Annotated in this window: 22 protein-coding genes; 21 read left to right on the forward strand and 1 reads right to left on the reverse strand. The window is 66.1% G+C overall.

The annotated features are described in order from the left end of the window. The first annotated feature begins 4 nt into the window (after nucleotides 1-4). From WS64_RS06450 to WS64_RS06515, 15 genes are all read left to right on the forward strand, one after another. On the forward strand, nucleotides 5-511 hold the full coding sequence (locus WS64_RS06450) for a structural cement protein Gp24 (protein ID WP_060966037.1): 507 nt from the start codon (nucleotides 5-7) through the stop codon (nucleotides 509-511). A gap of 69 nt (nucleotides 512-580) precedes the next feature. Beyond that, nucleotides 581-1,672: a DUF2184 domain-containing protein gene (locus WS64_RS06455; protein ID WP_059638716.1), complete on the forward strand. Its 1,092-nt coding sequence runs from the start codon at nucleotides 581-583 to the stop codon at nucleotides 1,670-1,672. A gap of 1 nt (nucleotide 1,673) precedes the next feature. Further along, entirely contained in the window at nucleotides 1,674-2,141 is a 468-nt protein-coding gene (locus tag WS64_RS06460) for an STY1053 family phage-associated protein (RefSeq protein ID WP_060966038.1), read from the forward strand. A 63-nt stretch (nucleotides 2,142-2,204) separates the two neighbouring features. Continuing rightward, nucleotides 2,205-2,588, forward strand: coding sequence for a DUF4054 domain-containing protein (locus WS64_RS06465; RefSeq protein ID WP_060009937.1), 384 nt, complete (start codon nucleotides 2,205-2,207; stop codon nucleotides 2,586-2,588). A 28-nt stretch (nucleotides 2,589-2,616) separates the two neighbouring features. Next, nucleotides 2,617-3,096 carry a hypothetical protein gene (locus tag WS64_RS06470; protein WP_060009935.1) on the forward strand — a complete coding sequence of 160 codons (480 nt, stop codon included), beginning with the start codon at nucleotides 2,617-2,619 and terminating at the stop codon, nucleotides 3,094-3,096. A gap of 61 nt (nucleotides 3,097-3,157) precedes the next feature. Then, nucleotides 3,158-3,535: a hypothetical protein gene (locus tag WS64_RS06475; RefSeq protein WP_060009932.1), complete on the forward strand. Its 378-nt coding sequence runs from the start codon at nucleotides 3,158-3,160 to the stop codon at nucleotides 3,533-3,535. Further along, nucleotides 3,532-4,122, forward strand: a complete 591-nt coding sequence (locus WS64_RS06480) for a phage neck terminator protein (protein WP_060966039.1) — start codon at nucleotides 3,532-3,534, stop codon at nucleotides 4,120-4,122. Before WS64_RS06475 ends, WS64_RS06480 begins: the two co-directional genes overlap by 4 nt. 9 nt (nucleotides 4,123-4,131) lie before the next feature. Then, nucleotides 4,132-5,607 (forward strand): DUF3383 domain-containing protein, encoded by a 1,476-nt coding sequence (locus tag WS64_RS06485; RefSeq protein ID WP_060966040.1) that lies wholly within the window; start codon nucleotides 4,132-4,134, stop codon nucleotides 5,605-5,607. A gap of 15 nt (nucleotides 5,608-5,622) precedes the next feature. Continuing rightward, on the forward strand, nucleotides 5,623-6,063 hold the full coding sequence (locus WS64_RS06490; protein ID WP_060966041.1) for a phage structural protein: 441 nt from the start codon (nucleotides 5,623-5,625) through the stop codon (nucleotides 6,061-6,063). A 2-nt stretch (nucleotides 6,064-6,065) separates the two neighbouring features. Next, nucleotides 6,066-6,644 (forward strand): phage tail assembly chaperone, encoded by a 579-nt coding sequence (locus WS64_RS06495; protein ID WP_060966042.1) that lies wholly within the window; start codon nucleotides 6,066-6,068, stop codon nucleotides 6,642-6,644. A 59-nt stretch (nucleotides 6,645-6,703) separates the two neighbouring features. Beyond that, a complete protein-coding gene (locus tag WS64_RS35485; RefSeq protein WP_260434614.1) occupies nucleotides 6,704-6,835 on the forward strand; it encodes a DUF6889 family protein in 132 nt (43 codons plus the stop codon). Next, nucleotides 6,828-8,831, forward strand: a complete 2,004-nt coding sequence (locus WS64_RS06500) for a hypothetical protein (RefSeq protein WP_060966043.1) — start codon at nucleotides 6,828-6,830, stop codon at nucleotides 8,829-8,831. Before WS64_RS35485 ends, WS64_RS06500 begins: the two co-directional genes overlap by 8 nt. Beyond that, nucleotides 8,828-9,403, forward strand: a complete 576-nt coding sequence (locus WS64_RS06505) for a phage baseplate protein (protein WP_081059081.1) — start codon at nucleotides 8,828-8,830, stop codon at nucleotides 9,401-9,403. Before WS64_RS06500 ends, WS64_RS06505 begins: the two co-directional genes overlap by 4 nt. After that, on the forward strand, nucleotides 9,403-9,720 hold the full coding sequence (locus WS64_RS06510; RefSeq protein ID WP_059638706.1) for a phage baseplate plug family protein: 318 nt from the start codon (nucleotides 9,403-9,405) through the stop codon (nucleotides 9,718-9,720). The genes WS64_RS06505 and WS64_RS06510 overlap by 1 nt, the downstream gene beginning before the upstream one ends. After that, nucleotides 9,717-10,685, forward strand: a complete 969-nt coding sequence (locus WS64_RS06515; protein ID WP_060966044.1) for a phage protein — start codon at nucleotides 9,717-9,719, stop codon at nucleotides 10,683-10,685. Before WS64_RS06510 ends, WS64_RS06515 begins: the two co-directional genes overlap by 4 nt. Here the strand turns inward: WS64_RS06515 and WS64_RS06520 are convergent. After that, on the reverse strand, nucleotides 10,682-11,059 hold the full coding sequence (locus WS64_RS06520; protein ID WP_060966045.1) for a hypothetical protein: 378 nt from the start codon (nucleotides 11,057-11,059) through the stop codon (nucleotides 10,682-10,684). The two genes, WS64_RS06515 and WS64_RS06520, sit on opposite strands and share 4 nt — an antisense overlap. A gap of 3 nt (nucleotides 11,060-11,062) precedes the next feature. Between WS64_RS06520 and WS64_RS06525 the strand changes: the two genes are divergently transcribed. The 6 genes from WS64_RS06525 to WS64_RS06550 all read left to right on the forward strand — a co-directional run bounded on the left by WS64_RS06525 (nucleotide 11,063) and on the right by WS64_RS06550 (nucleotide 15,599). Next, complete coding sequence (locus WS64_RS06525) at nucleotides 11,063-11,812, forward strand: Gp138 family membrane-puncturing spike protein (protein WP_060966046.1); 750 nt, start codon at nucleotides 11,063-11,065, stop codon at nucleotides 11,810-11,812. Nucleotides 11,813-11,819: 7 nt separating this feature from the next. Beyond that, nucleotides 11,820-12,173 (forward strand): hypothetical protein, encoded by a 354-nt coding sequence (locus WS64_RS06530; protein WP_060966047.1) that lies wholly within the window; start codon nucleotides 11,820-11,822, stop codon nucleotides 12,171-12,173. Then, nucleotides 12,170-13,351 carry a baseplate J/gp47 family protein gene (locus tag WS64_RS06535; RefSeq protein WP_060966048.1) on the forward strand — a complete coding sequence of 394 codons (1,182 nt, stop codon included), beginning with the start codon at nucleotides 12,170-12,172 and terminating at the stop codon, nucleotides 13,349-13,351. Before WS64_RS06530 ends, WS64_RS06535 begins: the two co-directional genes overlap by 4 nt. Next, complete coding sequence (locus WS64_RS06540) at nucleotides 13,351-14,013, forward strand: DUF2612 domain-containing protein (protein ID WP_059638700.1); 663 nt, start codon at nucleotides 13,351-13,353, stop codon at nucleotides 14,011-14,013. The genes WS64_RS06535 and WS64_RS06540 overlap by 1 nt, the downstream gene beginning before the upstream one ends. A gap of 63 nt (nucleotides 14,014-14,076) precedes the next feature. Beyond that, on the forward strand, nucleotides 14,077-15,402 hold the full coding sequence (locus WS64_RS35165) for a glycine-rich domain-containing protein (RefSeq protein ID WP_060966049.1): 1,326 nt from the start codon (nucleotides 14,077-14,079) through the stop codon (nucleotides 15,400-15,402). Further along, nucleotides 15,399-15,599, forward strand: coding sequence for a hypothetical protein (locus WS64_RS06550; RefSeq protein WP_059638698.1), 201 nt, complete (start codon nucleotides 15,399-15,401; stop codon nucleotides 15,597-15,599). Before WS64_RS35165 ends, WS64_RS06550 begins: the two co-directional genes overlap by 4 nt.

The following is a 15,599-nucleotide window of genomic DNA, read 5'->3' on the forward strand; positions in this document are numbered from 1 at the left end:
CGACATGCCCTCGTATCAAGCCTATCAGTACCGCATGCCGGCGGGCTTCGCCGGCGACCTTCAGCGCGCCGAAGTAGCCACGATCGAGACGCAGCTGATCGACCCGGCGGCGCCGCCGACGGCGTTCGGCGTTCCCGTGAAGATGGTGAACGGCAAGATCCAGCCGATCAACAACGCCGCCGACACCGCGGTGTCCGTGTACGGCGTGAATCTCCGCGCGTACCCGATTCAGGGCAACGGCACGGATCCGCTCGGCACGTCGACGCCGCCGACGAGCGGCCCGACCGACATCCTGAAGCGCGGCTACTTCGACGCCGCGCTCGGCGGCACCGCACCGGCCACGAAGAACGGTACGGTGTACGTGCGCGTCGCGGCGGTCGCCGCCGGCAAGCCGCTCGGTGGTTTCGAAGCGGCCGCCGACGGCACGAACACCGTCGCGATGCCCTCGAACTGGTACTTCACCGGTCCGGCCGACGCTTACGGCATCGTCGAGATCGCCGTCAACATCTGATCCGGCGCTGAACAGCGCTTCACCCGAAGCCCGGCAATCGCGGGGCTTTTGCATTTCTGGAGCCATTACATGGACATGTCCGAACTGAAGCACCTGCGCCGGGCCGGGGCCTCGATCCCGATGTCGGCGGCCGTCGCGGATGCGACGCGCCGGCTGGTCCGCGCGCGTACGCAGGACCAGCAGTACACCTACGATCGCGCGACGATCGACTCGACGGGCGCGTTCCTCGTCGGCCAGCTCGAACGCCTCGACCAGACGCTGAACGAGCCGCTCGTCGAGTACACCTGGTCGCGCGACATCTACATCCGCAGCGACGTGTCGGCGGCTGACGAAGTCGCGTCGTTCACGAACTCGGCGTTCGGGATGAGCGGCGGCATCAACCCGAACGGCCTGAACTGGATCTCGAACGAGGGCAACGCGATCGCTGGCCCGTCGGTCGACATCGGCAAGACGCCGCAGCCGATGCGTCTGTGGGGTGCCGAGGTCAAGTACACGGTGCCCGAGCTCGTGAAGTCCCAGGCGCTCGGCATGCCGATCGACTCCCAGAAAGTCGAAGCCATGAACATGAAGCGCAACATGGACCTCGACCAGATCGTCTACTACGGCGATCCGCAACTGAACTTCACCGGCCTGGTGAACTCGATCGGCGCCGTCGGCAGCGTTTCGAACGTTGCGAACGGTGCGGCCGGCACGCCGCAATGGAACACGAAGACGCCGGACGAAATCCTGAAGGACGTCAATGAAATCCTGACGTCTGCGTGGCAGGCCACCGGCTGGAAGGTGAAGCCCAATCGCTTGATGCTTCCGCCGGCCACGCTCGGTGGTATCGCATCGCGCATCATCAGCAATGCCGGCAGCAAGTCGATCCTGACCTATCTGCTCGAGAACAATATCTGCACGCAGCAGGGCACGCCGCTGGAGATCCTCGAGCTGAAGTGGCTGATCGGCGCCGGCGCGGGCGGCACGCAGGGGCAGCTCAATACCGTCGACCGGATGGTCGCGTACAACAGCGACAAGAAGTACGTCCAGTTCCCGATGACGGACCTGCAGCGCACGCCGCTCGAGTACCGCTCGCTCTACCAGATCACGACCTATTGGTCGCGGATCGGTCAGGTCGAGTGGCGCTACGGCACGACGGCTGCTTACCGGGACGGGATCTGACATGGCGAAGATCAACGTTCTGACGGCGTTCACGATCCGGCTGGCCCACGAGGGCGAGGAAGTCATCCGTCGCGTCGAGGCCGGCGTGCAGGAGGTCGAGGACTTCATCGCCGACCACTGGTACGCGAAGGCGCACACGGGCCCGCTGCCGGAGAAATCCGGCGATTCGGGTGGGGCGCAAGACGGCGAGGCGGATCAGGATGCCGCGCTGGCAGCAGCGAAGGCCGATCTGCAGTCCGAGTCGGACCGCCTCGAAAAGCTGCGTGTCGAGCTCGACACGTTCAGCAAAGGTCTGGACGAACGCGCGGCGGCGCTCGATGCGCGTGAAGCTGCTGTTGCGGCGAGCGAGCAGGATCTCGCCGCGCGGGTCGCGGCCTTCGAGGCGGCCCAGAAGGATGCCGCGGCGGCCGCGAAGGATGGCGCAGCCGACGGCGCGCCCCAGAAGTCCGGCAGCGGGAAGAAGGCATAATGGCCTCCCGGCGCCGCGCCATGCAGGCGCGCGCCGGGCATCCGAATTTTGGCAAGGTGACACGTGGATATCGCCCAGTTCCGACAGTCGTTCCCCGAGTTCGACGATACGACGACGTACCCCGACTCGCTCGTCCAGTTCTGGATGACCGTCGCGGTGTCGCTCGTCAACGCTGACCGGTGGGGCGAGCTGACCGATCTGGGTATCGCGCTCGTCACCGCGCACCACCTCGCGCTCGCGCTGAAGGACCAGAAGACGGCCGCCGTCGGCGGCGTGCCGGGGCAGGTGACCGGGCCGCAGTCGTCGAAGGCCGTCGACAAGGTGAGCGCGAGCTACGACACCGCGGCCGTTGCCATCAAGGACGGCGGCTTCTGGAACGCCACGATGTACGGCGTCCGCTATCTCAGTCTGGCGCAGATGATGGGCTCGGGCGGCATTCAGCTGTAACGCTGCCGCCGCCCATCGGGAGAATCCCATGGACGGCATGAAAATCGACCGCCTCGACGAGGTGCTGAAGTCGATCAGCGGGCTCGTGCAGAAAGAAGTGCTCGTTGGCGTGCCCGACAGCACCGCCGGACGGAAGAACGAGGGCGAGCCGCTCAGCAACGCCGAGATCGGCTACATCATGGAAAACGGCTCGCCGGCCAACAACATACCGGCGCGCCCGCACCTGGTGCCCGGCGTGCAGGACGCGCGGCCGAAGTTCGAGCCGCAGCTCCAGAAGGGTGTCGAAGCGGCACTCGACGGCGATCTCGAACAGGTCGAGCGCAGGCTCAAGCTGGCAGGTCTTGCCGGGCAAAACGGCGTGCGCGCGAAGATCAACAGCAACATCGCTCCCAAACTCGCTGACTCGACGCTGGCCGCGCGCCGGCGCCGCGGCGTCACGCGCGAGAACACGCTGGTAGACACCGCTCAGTATCGAAACGCGATCACGTACGTGGTCCGCAAGAAGTAGTTTCCAGTCTCCCCGATCCATGGGCCGCCGAGTGCGGCCCTTTTTCGTTGGTGCCCGCGCAATGGCCTTCCTCGACGTTACCGACGTACTGCTCGACCCGGATTTCATGGACACCGGTCTGCTCTGCAACCGCATGACGCAGACAGTCGACGATCACGGTCGCGCGCAGAACACAGCGGCGCCGACGCCGTTCTCGGCCGTCGTGACCAGCGACAAGGGCGACATCCTGCATCGCAATGCGGACGGCAGCCGAATCATCGGTTCCATCACGCTGCACACGATGTTCCGGCTGATAGACGGCAGCGCCGGCCACGACGCCGACGAAGTCGTGTGGGCGGGCCGCACCTACACGGTCGTGAATGTGAACGACTACTCGCACTTCGGCCGCGGCTTCGTTTGCGCGACGTGCGACATCAAGCCTCTCTCGGGGACCTCATGAACGACAGCTCGACCGGCGGCTACCTGGCGCCAGCCGTCGATGCGCCGCCGGCCGAGGACGACGCGCTCGATGATCTGGTCCACGACCTCATCGCGGGCGTCACGGCGCTCGCGCCGGACCTTGTGCGGCCGCGCTGGCAGCAGACCGTGCCAAAGCAGCCTGAGCCGTCCGTCGACTGGTGCGCGTTCGGCGTGCAGGAGCAGGAGACGGACGCCGGCCCGGCGATCCAGCATGACGGCGCCGACGACGGGCACGACACGTACATCCGGCACCAGGACATCGACGTCGTGTGCACTTTCTACGGCCCGCGCGCGAAGGGTTACGCGCAGCGGCTCGCCGATGGCCTCGCGATCCCGCAGAACCGCGAGCAGCTCCAGCTGCAGGAGATGGCGTTCGTCGGCGTCGGCGCGATCCGCCCGGCGCCGGACCTCGTCAACCAGCAGTGGGTGCGGCGCTACGACATGACCGTGACGCTGCGCCGCAAGATCACCCGGACCTACGCGGTCCTCAACCTCAAATCGGCCACCGTGGCGACGACGACCGACTCGTCGACGCCGGTGGTTGGCGTTTCGAACATCCACTCGTAGGGGACTAGCATGTCCAACGGATTGCCGGTATCGCGTCTGATCAACGTGACGATCAACCTCGCCGCGCTGGCGGCGCAGGGTGCGAACATGAACACCGGGCTGATTCTCGGCCCGTCGGCCATCATCGACACCAACGAGCGCGCGCGCTCGTACGGCGGCATCGATGAGGTGACGCCTGATTTCGGCACGAACACGCCGGAGTACTACGCCGCTGCGCTGTACTTCAACCAGGTGCCGCAGCCGAAGTCGCTGTTGATTGGTCGGTGGGCGAAGACGGCGACGTCCGGCTCGCTGCGCGGTGGCGTGCTGTCGGCGGCGCAGCAGGACATCGCGGTGTGGGAGGCGGTCACGACCGGCGCGTTCAGCATTACGGTCGACGGCGTGGCGAAGTCGGTCACCGGCCTCGACTTTTCGGCACAGACGAACCTGAACGGCGTCGCCACCGTGATCAACGCGAAGCTGACGGGCGCGACCATCGCCTGGACCGGTTCGCAGTTCGTCGTGACGTCGAATACGACCGGTACGAACTCGAAAGTCGGCTATGCGACGGCGCCGGGCAGCGGCACGGACATCTCGGCGATGCTTGGCCTGACGAGCAGCCTCGCCGGCGTGCCGGCGGATGGCATCTCACCCGAGCAACCTGTCGACGCCGCCGCGCTGTTCCTCGATCGCTTCGCGAACCAGTTCCTCGGACTGGACTTCGCCGACGCGTCGATCACAGACGACCAGCACATCGCGGTCGCGAACCTCATCGAGGCCGACCAGCGGCACATTTACGGCATCACGACGCAGAACGCGAAGGTGCTCGACTCGACCGTGTCGACCGACATCGGGAGCAAGCTGAAAGCACTGAAGCTGAAGTACACGGTGGTGCAGTACTCGAGCTCGACACCGTACGCCGTGTCGTCGCTGCTCGGCCGCCTGCTGACGGTGAACTTCGACGGCAACAACACGACGATCACGCTGATGTTCAAGCAGGAGCCGAGCGTCGTAGCCGAGCAGCTCACCAGCACGCAGGCGAACGCGCTGCAGGCGAAGAACTGCAACGTATTCGTGAACTACAGCAACGACACGTCGATCATCCAGTACGGCGTGACGCCGAGCGGCATCTACGTTGACTCGGTCTACAACGCGATCTGGTTCCGCAATCGCATCGAGACGGACGTCTACAACCTGCTGTACCAGAGCCCCACGAAGATTCGGCAGACCGACGGCGGCAATGCCACGATCGCGGCCACGATCTCGGCGGCCTGCGAGGCAGGGGTGAACAACGGGTATCTGGCACCTGGCGTCTGGAACTCGGCTGGCTTCGGCGTGCTGAACCAGGGCGACACGCTCGCGAAGGGCTACTACGTGTACCAGCCGCCGATCGCGACTCAGTCGCAGGCCGACCGCGAGGCGCGCAAGTCCGTCACGTTCCAGGTCGCGGCGAAGGAAGCAGGCGCGATCCACAGCGTGGACATCCTCGTCAACGTCAACCGCTAACAGAGGCATATCAACATGGCGACTTACAGCTTTCAGGACGTCGCGGCGACGATCGTAGGCCCGGGCGGTGCGTTCTCGCTCGGCTACGGGGAAGCGACCGCGGAAGAAGGCATCACGATCGTGCGCGCGGGCGACAAGAACACGATGATGGTCGGCTCGGACGGCGAGGGCATGCACAGTCTGCATGCCGACAAGTCCGGGCAGGTCACGCTGCGATACCTCAAGACGGCGCCGATCAACGCGAAGTTGATGGCGCTGTACGACGCGCAGTCGCTCGACAGCCGCCTGTGGGGCAAGAACCTGATCGAGGTTCGGCAGACGGCCGCCGGCGATGTGACGACCGCGCGCAGCTGCGCGTTCAAGAAGGCGCCGGACCTGAAGTACGCGAAGGACGGCGACACCGTCGAATGGGTCTTCGACGCGATCAAGATCGACAACATCCTCGGGACGTATTGAGCATGACGACCGAACTCAAACTCAACGGCGTGCGGTACGCGATCGGCAAGCTGAACGCGATGCAGCAGTTCCACGTGTCGCGTCGCATCGCGCCGATCATCCCGTCGATGATCCCGGTGCTGATGAAGTTCTACGCCGAGCTCGAGCAGACCGACGTCGCGCGCGAGCAAGAGCGCACGAACGCCGCGCTCGCGGCGCTGGCCGAACGTGCCGAAGGTGCGGAAGCGGCGGCCGCCGCGGCGTCGGCCACCGCGGCGCCGGCACCCGCGGCCGACCGCTCGCGCGAGCTGCTGTCGATGGTCGATGCGATCGCACCGGTGCTGCAACCGTTCGCCGACGCGCTGGCCGGCCTGAAGGACGAGGACGCTGAATACGTTTTCGGCACATGCCTGTCCGTTGTCGAGCGTTGGCAGGGCGCCGGCTGGGCGAAGGTCTGGAACCTCGCGCACAAGACGTCGATGTTCGACGACATCGGCATCGACGTGATGCTGCCGTTGGTCGTGCGCGTCGTGGTGGCGAACCTCGGCCCTTTTATCAGCGGGCTGCTTACCAGCCAAGCGAGCAGCCCGGCGGCGACGTAGGCTGGATCCGCACGCTGCCGGGCGGCGAGGATTGGCTGCTCGAGCCAGCGCGAGCGCAAATGTGCAAATACGAGTCGCTGATCGACGGAACGCTCGACTTGGCCGATGTCGCGCTGATGAACGACTATCTCGCCGTCCGGGCGGACAACGAAGCGGCGTACCGCCGCAAGATGGAAAGAGAAAATGGCTGATTCGGTCGTCATCCGCGAGTTCCTGGTCGCGCTCGGCTTCAAGGTCGACGAGAAGGGCCTGAAGAACTTCAAGGAAGGCGTCGAAGGCACGACGAAGGGCGTCAAGCAGCTGATCGCAACGGTGTCGGGCGCCGCGCTCACGGTGAGCGCCGGCGTCGCCGCATTCGCGTCGAAGCTTGAGCGGCTTTATTTCGTGTCGCAGCGCACCGGCGCGTCGGCGACCAGCCTGCGCGGCTTCGAATTCGCGGCGCGGAACATGGGCGTCTCCGTCGAAGCGGCCACCGGCACGATCGAGAACCTCGCGCGGTTCCTGCGCAACAATCCTGCGGGCGAGGGTTACCTCGCGACGCTCGGCGTGCAGACGCGCAACGCGAACGGCGAGCTGCGCGACACGGTCGACATCATGTCCGACCTCGGGAAGTCGCTGGCGAACAAGCCGACGTGGCTCGCGAGCCAGTACGGCAACATCCTCGGCATCGACGAGAACCTGATGCTCGCGATGCGTAACGGGGACTTCGAGAAGCTCCGCGCGCAGTACCGCGAGATGTCGAAGTCGACCGGCCTGGACAAGGCGGCCGACGACTCACACCGGTTCATGACGCAGCTGCGCGGGCTTGGCACGTCGTTCGAGAACCTCGGCATTCGCGTCGAGGGCGCGATGCTGCAGAAGGTCGGGCCCAGTCTCGATCGGTTTCAACGGTGGATGGACGCGCACGGCGACGAGATCGCCAATCGGATAACGGACATCGCCAACGCGGTCGTGAAGGCGGCCGCAGCGATGGGACCGCCGCTGGCCTGGCTTGCCGACAAGTTCGTCGAGCTCGATCGTGACACCGACGGCTGGTCGACCAAGATCCTGCTGCTCGGGGTGGCGCTGAAGGCGCTGGGCGTATTCAAGATCGCTGGCGGCATTCTGAAGATGGCCGGCGCACTGCGCGCCGCAGGCGCAGCCACGAGTACGGCTACTGCCGCCGGCGGCGGCCTGCTGACGGTGCTCGGAAGTCTCGCGACAGCGGCGGCCGCAGTCGGTGCCGCATTCGCGGGCTGGAAGATCGGCGATGCGCTGCGCGACTCCGTCGACGGTTGGATTTCAAAGGCGTCCGGCGGCCGGTTCCGCTCGATCTGGGATGTGCTGACCGGGAAGGATCGGCGCGGGCTCGACGCGACCGGCGGCTACACGCAGGCCGAGCTCGATAGTGTGCGGAAGGACGGCGGCGGTGGCGCGAAGTTGGCGTCGCCGCGCGGCGCTGCTCCTGCACCGTCGCCTGCCGCGCCCGCTGTACCCGCCGCATCGGCCGGCCTGGCCGGCGCGATGTCGCGTCTCGCCGACACTGCATTCGGCCAGCTGATCGCGCGCGGCGAGGGCGACTACAACAGCGTCAACCGCGGCGCGCGCGGTGGATACCGCTCCGGCACAGAGAACCTCGAAGGCATGACGCTGGCGCAGGTCATGGCGGCGCAGCGCGCCGGGCAGTTCAACGCCGCCGGCCGCTACCAGATCATCGGTAGCACCCTGGCGGAGGCGGCGCGCGGGTTGAAGCTGAACGGCGACGAGATGTTCGACCGCAAGCTGCAGGACCGGATCTTCGAGCAGTACCTCGTGCGCAACAAGCGCCGCGCGATCGCCGACTACGTCGAAGGGCGAAGCGACGATCTGCGCGGCGCGCTACGCGCGGCGTCGCGCGAGTGGGCCAGCGTCGCCGATCCGGACACGGGCCGCAGCTACTACGCCGGCAAGGGCAACAACCGCGCGAGCATCACGGTGGCAGAGATGGAAGCCGCGTTGCGCAACACGCGCGCGACCTACCAGCCGGCCGGCGCGCTGGCCGCGCAGTCGGCGGCGCGCGGCGGCCCCGCGAAGGTCGAGCTGCACCAGTCCACGCAGATCCACGTGACCGGCGCGGGCGACGCTTCGGCGGCCGGTCGCGTGGTCGAGCGCGAGCAGCGCGCGGTGAACGCAGACATGGTGCGCAATCTACAGGGGGTGATCGCGTGATCCTCGACATGATCATGATCTCGCCGAAGAAGATCGGCAGCATCACGGTGCAGGTCGCGATCGAAGAGGTCTACAACGACGAACTGACGATCACCGAGCATCCGGTCGAGCAAGGCGCACAGATCACCGATCACGCGTTCAAGCGTCAGCCGGATCTCGTGATGCGCTGCGGGTGGAGCAACGCCGACTACGAAGCGCTGCTCGGCGCGGCGGAGGCGACGTTCGACGGCGGCGGTCTGCCGTCGGCGCAGTACGTCAACGCGATCTACTCGCAGCTGCTGGCGCTGCAGCAGGCACGCACGCCGTTCGACGTCACGACGAGCCGCCGCACCTACCAGAACATGCTTCTGCAGGGGCTGCGGCTCACGGTTGACGCGAAGACGTCGAGCGCGCTGATCCTGACGGCGACGCTCAAGCAGATCCGCATCGTGTCGACGCAGGTGACGAAGTTGCCGCCGCGCGAGAACCAGGCCGATCCGGCATCGACGGCCGAGACCGGCAACGGCGGCGCGAAGGCCGCCGTGCCTGCGACGCCGGCGCCGGGCGGCGCAGTGCCGCCGGGGAGTATGTGATGCCGAGCTTCTTCGAGATTCCGTTTTCGCCGCGCCCGGAGCGCTTCACCGTGACGCTGAGCGGGACCGACTATCGCCTGACCGTCCAGTATCGCAAGGCCGGCGGCGCGGGCTGGGTGCTCGACATCGCGGACGCCTCGGATAACCCGCTGGTGTCCGGCATCCCGCTGGTAACCGGCATCGACCTGCTCGGCCAGTACAAGCACCTGGGCTTTCAAGGCCGGCTATGGGTGCAGGGCGCCGCTGATCCTGACGACGTTCCGACGTACGAGGATCTGGGCATCGGATCGCATGTTTTCTGGGTGACGGACCAATGAGCGTTGAGCAGTTCGGCCGGAAGGTATCGCTGATCATCGGGTTCGACAGCGGCGAGGCACTCGACCTGTCCGAGCTGCGGATCGTGTTCCGCGTTCAGCGTGGCGATCTGCAAACGCCGAACCAGGCGCGGATCCGCGTCTACAACGTGTCCGCGACGACGGCGCGGCGCGCGCGGAAGGAGTTCACGCGCGTCGTGCTGCAGGCCGGCTACGAGGGCAACTACGGGATCATCTTCGACGGCCAGATCAAGCAGGTGCGACGCGGCCGCGAGAGCCAGACCGACACGTTCCTCGACATCACCGCGGCGGACGGCGACTCCGCGTACAACTTCGCCGTGGTCAACACGACGCTTGCGGCCGGCTCGGTCGCGACTGATCATGTGTCCGTGGCTACGGCGGCGATGAACCCGTACGGCGTGTCGCTCGGCTACATGCCGCAGGTGACGTCGAATCCGCTGCCGCGCGGGAAGGTGATGTTCGGGATGGCGCGCGATTTCCTGCGCGGGATCGCGAAGACGACGCAGACGGTCTGGAGCATCCAGGACGGCAAGGTGGTGATGGTGCCGGAGACGGCGTACATGCCCGGCGATATTCCGGTGATCACGTCGGCGACCGGCATGGTCGGGCTGCCGCAGCAGACCGCCAACGGCATCGAAGTGAAGATGCTGCTGAACCCGAGCGTGAAGATCGGCCGGCTGATCTGGCTCGACAACGCGAGCATCCAGCAGTACGAGTACAGCCTGAACGTCGGCCAGCAGGCCGAGAACGAGCGGATCGAGATGCAGGCGAAGCTGCAGGACGATGGCTTCTACTACGTGATGCTAGCGGAGGTGAGCGGCGATACGCGCGGCGAAGAGTGGTACACGAGCGTGACGTGCCTGGCGGCCGACGTGACGGTGCTGCCCGATTCGTTCAAGGATAAGGCGGCCGTGCCGCCCGCCGGTGTGATCAAAAAGTATGGCTAACGGCCGTAGGTCGGCAGCGCCTTGATCGTCATCGACGTGTTCTCGCCGTTGCGCTTCACGTCGGCGCGTGCGAGCACGTTGAGCGGCATCGACTTCGTTGGCATCGTCGGCACGATGATCACGGCGTCGCCGTCGATCGTTTCGCCCCAGCAACCTACGTCCCACACGCCGCGGTAGGACTCGTATCGCCGCATGTTCTTCGCGTTCGCGAGCGGCAGGTCGCACTTCTTCCCCGTGTACAGGATGGTCGGGAATTCGTTCTCGACGGTCACGCCGACCTTCATGCCGGCGAACGGGTAGACGTAGGCGTCGTCAGCGACGGCGGCGAGCGGCGCGAGCAGCGCGGCGGTCAACAGCATTTTTTTCATTTTCATCCCATGGATCGACGTGAAAGGGTAGGCGACCCGGAGGTCGCCCTGCGTGAAGCGTTCGACGGCTTGCGCGCGGGCGTCTGGACGGCATTGCCCGGAATTATCCAGTCGTTCGAAAGCGCCGCCGACCGGCCGCCGACGTGCAGCGTCCAGCCGGCCATCAAGGCGCAGGTGCGCAGCATCGACGGCACTATCCAGAGCGTTGCGCTGCCGCTGCTGGTCGACTGCCCGGTCCAGTTCCCCGCTGGCGGAAATTGTACGTTGACGTTTCCGGTCAAGCAGGGCGACGAGTGCCTTGTCGTCTTCGCCTCGCGCTGCATTGATGCATGGTGGCAGTCGGGCGGCGTGCAGGAGCAGGCCGAGCTGCGCATGCACGACCTGTCGGACGGGTTCGCGCTGCTCGGCTTTCGATCACGGCCGCGCGCGCTCGTCGGCGTCAGCGGCACCTCGACGCAGCTGCGCAGCGATGACGGCGCGACGTACATCGAGCTGAACCCGGCCCTGCAGAAGGTGAAGATTGTGGCGCCGGGCGGCTTCGACGTGGTCGCTCCGCTGTCTACGTTCTCCGCGGCCGTGACGATCACGGGCCTGCTGACGTTCGTCGGTGGCATGGTCGGCAGCGCGGTGAGCGGCGCTGCGGCGGTCTTCAACGGCGTGCTGAACGTGATCGGACAGATCACGGCGAACGGCAAGCGGGTCGACGACACGCACACGCACTCCGACCCGCAGGGCGGCAACACCGGTCCGGTCAACTGAGATTCCCATGCGATACCGAAAACTCGACGCTGACGGCGATTACGTCTTCGGCGGGGGCGCGGCCGACTTCCTCGTGAACACGCCGGAGACGGTCGCGCAGGCCGTGCTGACGCGCTTGCGCCTGCTGCGCGGCGAATGGTTCCTCGACACGACGGCCGGCATGCCGTGGGCGACTGACGTGCTCGGAAAGTACACGAGCGGCAAGTACGACGCGGCGATCCGCCAGTGCATCCTCGGCACGCAGGGCGTGACCGAACTCGTCAGCTACTCGAGCACAGCTGATCCCGAGACGCGCGTGCTGACCGTCACCGCGACGATCAACACCATCTACGGCACCACCACGGTACAGGCGACATTGTGACTCTCACGACTCTCGCACCCACCATCGACGCGAACGGCATCACTGCCCCGACGTACGCGGACGTGTTCGCGTATCTGCAGGATCAGTACCGTTCGATTTACGGCGCCGACACGTATCTGGAGCCGGACAGCCAGGACGGTCAGTTGATCGGCGTGTTCGCGAAGGCCATCAGCGACGTCAACTCGGTCGCGATCGCGATCTACCGGTCGTTCAGCCCGGCGACGGCGCAGGGCGATGCGCTATCGAGCAACGTCAAGATCAACGGCATCGCGCGCAAGGTCGCGTCGTTCTCGAGCGCCGACCTGGTGCTGGTCGGGCAGACGGGCGCGACGATCACCAACGGCGTCGCGAAGGACATCAACGGCGTGCAGTGGATGCTGCCGGCTACGGTGACGATCCCGCCGAGCGGCACGATCACCGTCACGGCCACATGCGCGACGATCGGCGATGTCTCCGCGCGCGCGGGCACCATCAACCAGATTGCGACGCCGGCGCTCGGCTGGCAGTCGGTGACGAACCCGACGGATGCCGCCGAGGGCGCGCCCGTCGAGAAAGACCCGGTGCTGCGGCAGCGGCAGACGGTGTCGACGGCGCTGCCGTCGCTCACGGTGCTCGACGGCATCATTGGCGCAGTGGCGAATGTCCCGGGCGTCACCCGGTATGTCGCCTACGAAAACGACACCAGCGTGACCGACGCGAACGGCATCCCGTCGCACTCGATTTCTCTGGTCGTCGAGGGCGGCGACGCGACTGCCATCGCGAACGCGATCGCGGCAAAGAAGACGCCGGGGTCCGGGACCTACGGTACGACCGCCGTCATCGTCACGGACATCTACGGTCGTCCGATCACAATCAGGTTCTTCCGGCCGGTGGCCGCGCCGATCACCGCGACGGTCACTCTGAAGGCGCTCACCGGCTACACCAGCCAGGCCGGCCAGCAGATCCAGCAAGCCGTGTCGGATTACATCAACGGCGTGCACATCGGCGGTGGCCTGTCCGGCAGCGTCGAATGGGGTGACGCGCTGACCGCGGCGAATGGCGTGGGCGGCGGCGTCACGTTCAAGCTGTCGGGGCTGGCGCTTTCCGGCCCGCGCGGCGCCGGCGCGCCGGACGTCGCGCTGCTGTTCAACGAAGCGGCGTCGTGCACGCCCGCGAATGTGACTTTGGTGGTGACGTGATGGCCGAGCTGACCGACTACACGGCGCTGATCACGTCCGAGCACCGCGACCTGCCGCGGTTTTCGGCGGTGCTCGGCGCGCTCGTGCAGCCGCTCGTCGATCAGATGAACGTGCTGCAGAGCATGCCGGGAAAGTTCGACCTCGATAACGCGGTCGGTGTGCAGCTCGACGACGTCGGCGTCTGGGTCGGCGTGTCGCGGAAGATCCGCACGCCGCTGTCCGGCATCTACTTCTCGTTCGATGTCGCTGGTCTCGGATTCGATCAGGGCATCTGGAAGGGGCCGTTCGACCCGGACACCGGCCTCACGGTGCTCGACGACGACACGTATCGGCTCGTCATCCGCGCGAAGATCGGCGCGAATCACTGGGACGGGACGCTCGAATCCAGCGCCGCGATCCTGAACAGCATCTTCGACGCGGACACGCACGTGTTCATCGAGGACCACCAGGACATGTCGATGACGATCGGGATCGCGGGCAAGGTGCCGTCGGCCGTGTTCCTCGCGCTACTCGCGGGAGGCTATATCCCGCTGAAGCCGGAGGGGGTCCGCGTCGCGTACACCGTTGTCACATCAGTCGACGGATCACCACTTTTCGGGTTCGACATGGACTCCGACCTGGTCGCCGGATTCGACGCCGGTGTCTGGGGAACCACTCTGTAACGGACGACATTTCTCGCGCATTGCAAGCCGCCTTCGGGCGGCTTTTTCATTTCTGGAGCATCAATGCCCACCATTCAGAACGACTTCCTGCCGTTCGCGACCGGCCCGGGTGCGAATGTTGTCGATCAGGCTACGTACAGTGCGCTCACGGCGCTCACGACGGGCTTCTTGTCCGGCACGGCGCAATCTCAGCAGCTCAACAAGGTTTGGCGCCAGTCGAGCATCATGTCTGCAGTGATCGCGCAGTTCATCGTCGCGCAGACCGGACAGGCCGCAGTCGACGACGGGACCACGCCTACGCTGCTCGCCAATTTCACGAAGGCCGTGAATGCCGCATCGAAGCAGCGCGTCATCCTCACGGATACCGGTGCGGCGAACGCGTGTGCTGCTGCCAACCCGGTCCCCATGACCAGCCTGCCAACGGTGAGCGGCGTCGTGCAAACGATCAGCGTGAAGGCGAGCAACACGGGAGCGTCGACGTACGCGCCGGACGGTCTTGCCGCGCGACCGATTTTTGGCCTCGGCGGCGCCGCGCTACAGGGCGGCGAGATGCCGGCGAACGGGATCGCGACGCTCGTTTCGTATGTCGGGCCCCTGCTCAATGGCGGAGTGCTCTGCTGGGTGTTGTTCGAGTGCATCGGCGGCGCGCAGCAGGTCGCGCCGGCGACACAGTTGCAGCATGCGCTGCAGCTCGGTCAGGCTACAGGACGCCTGCTCCGGACGACGGTCTACATCAATTCCGGTGGTGTGCTTCAATCGTCGATCGATGGAGCGGCGTTCGCGAATGCGAGTTCAACGTACACACCCCTCGCATTGACGACGTCGATCGAGGTCGAGGTGCTGGGCGGTGGGGGTGGAGGCGGCGGCGCGGCGTCTACCGGGGCAAACCAGGTTTCCGCGGGCGGCGGCGGCGGTGCAGGAGGCTATGCACGAAAGCGCATCATGGGGGGCTTCTCCGGCGTGACCGTGACGGTCGGTGCAGGTGGCACGGCGCCTGCCGGCGCGGCAGGTACAAGCGGCGGCTCGTCGTCATTCGGTCCACTGGTTTCGGCGACAGGGGGTGTTGGAGGGACGCTCGGTGCGGCCGCTTCGAGTACCACGAACTCGTTGAACGGCGGTTCGGCGGGCGGAGGCGGTTCGGGAGGCACGATCAACGGCGTCGGGGGTATGGGGCAATCCGCCTTTTATGCCCTCGTGCCGGTCAGCGGGAAAGGCGGAGGGTCGATGTACGGCGAGGGGGCGTTTCCGGTCAGCAATAACTCAGGTGGCAGCTCGGCAACATCGTACGGGGCCGGAGGCAGCGGCGGCTCGTTGACGCAGAATGCGGCCAGTCCGGCGGCAGGCGGCAACGGAGCGGGCGGATTGGTCATCGTTAGGGAGTATGCATGATGAAGATTTACGCGCGTGTAGACGATGACGTAGTCGTCGAGATCATTGAGCCGGTGACTGACGATCTCGGAAATGAAGTGCCTATCGAGGACCGTTTCACCCCCGAAATCGTCAAGCAGATGGTGGATGTAACCGGGCTTTCCCCAACGCCAGCGTGCTGGTGGACATATTTAAACGGCGAGTTTTCAGCCCCCTGA

This window comes from Burkholderia anthina (genome assembly GCF_001547525.1).
Taxonomy (GTDB): domain Bacteria; phylum Pseudomonadota; class Gammaproteobacteria; order Burkholderiales; family Burkholderiaceae; genus Burkholderia; species Burkholderia semiarida.

What these genes read in the sequence shown, in the direction of transcription:
- WS64_RS06450 (WP_060966037.1), top strand. Translation starts at nt 5, where the DNA reads ATGCCCTCGTATCAAGCCTATCAGTACCGCATGCCGGCGGGCTTCGCC.
- WS64_RS06455 (WP_059638716.1), top strand. Translation starts at nt 581, where the DNA reads ATGGACATGTCCGAACTGAAGCACCTGCGCCGGGCCGGGGCCTCGATC.
- WS64_RS06460 (WP_060966038.1), top strand. Translation starts at nt 1,674, where the DNA reads ATGGCGAAGATCAACGTTCTGACGGCGTTCACGATCCGGCTGGCCCAC.
- WS64_RS06470 (WP_060009935.1), top strand. Translation starts at nt 2,617, where the DNA reads ATGGACGGCATGAAAATCGACCGCCTCGACGAGGTGCTGAAGTCGATC.
- WS64_RS06475 (WP_060009932.1), top strand. Translation starts at nt 3,158, where the DNA reads ATGGCCTTCCTCGACGTTACCGACGTACTGCTCGACCCGGATTTCATG.
- WS64_RS06480 (WP_060966039.1), top strand. Translation starts at nt 3,532, where the DNA reads ATGAACGACAGCTCGACCGGCGGCTACCTGGCGCCAGCCGTCGATGCG.
- WS64_RS06485 (WP_060966040.1), top strand. Translation starts at nt 4,132, where the DNA reads ATGTCCAACGGATTGCCGGTATCGCGTCTGATCAACGTGACGATCAAC.
- WS64_RS06490 (WP_060966041.1), top strand. Translation starts at nt 5,623, where the DNA reads ATGGCGACTTACAGCTTTCAGGACGTCGCGGCGACGATCGTAGGCCCG.
- WS64_RS06495 (WP_060966042.1), top strand. Translation starts at nt 6,066, where the DNA reads ATGACGACCGAACTCAAACTCAACGGCGTGCGGTACGCGATCGGCAAG.
- WS64_RS35485 (WP_260434614.1), top strand. Translation starts at nt 6,704, where the DNA reads ATGTGCAAATACGAGTCGCTGATCGACGGAACGCTCGACTTGGCCGAT.
- WS64_RS06500 (WP_060966043.1), top strand. Translation starts at nt 6,828, where the DNA reads ATGGCTGATTCGGTCGTCATCCGCGAGTTCCTGGTCGCGCTCGGCTTC.
- WS64_RS06510 (WP_059638706.1), top strand. Translation starts at nt 9,403, where the DNA reads ATGCCGAGCTTCTTCGAGATTCCGTTTTCGCCGCGCCCGGAGCGCTTC.
- WS64_RS06515 (WP_060966044.1), top strand. Translation starts at nt 9,717, where the DNA reads ATGAGCGTTGAGCAGTTCGGCCGGAAGGTATCGCTGATCATCGGGTTC.
- WS64_RS06520 (WP_060966045.1), bottom strand. Translation starts at nt 11,059, where the DNA reads ATGAAAATGAAAAAAATGCTGTTGACCGCCGCGCTGCTCGCGCCGCTC.
- WS64_RS06525 (WP_060966046.1), top strand. Translation starts at nt 11,063, where the DNA reads ATGGATCGACGTGAAAGGGTAGGCGACCCGGAGGTCGCCCTGCGTGAA.
- WS64_RS06530 (WP_060966047.1), top strand. Translation starts at nt 11,820, where the DNA reads ATGCGATACCGAAAACTCGACGCTGACGGCGATTACGTCTTCGGCGGG.
- WS64_RS06540 (WP_059638700.1), top strand. Translation starts at nt 13,351, where the DNA reads ATGGCCGAGCTGACCGACTACACGGCGCTGATCACGTCCGAGCACCGC.
- WS64_RS35165 (WP_060966049.1), top strand. Translation starts at nt 14,077, where the DNA reads ATGCCCACCATTCAGAACGACTTCCTGCCGTTCGCGACCGGCCCGGGT.
- WS64_RS06550 (WP_059638698.1), top strand. Translation starts at nt 15,399, where the DNA reads ATGATGAAGATTTACGCGCGTGTAGACGATGACGTAGTCGTCGAGATC.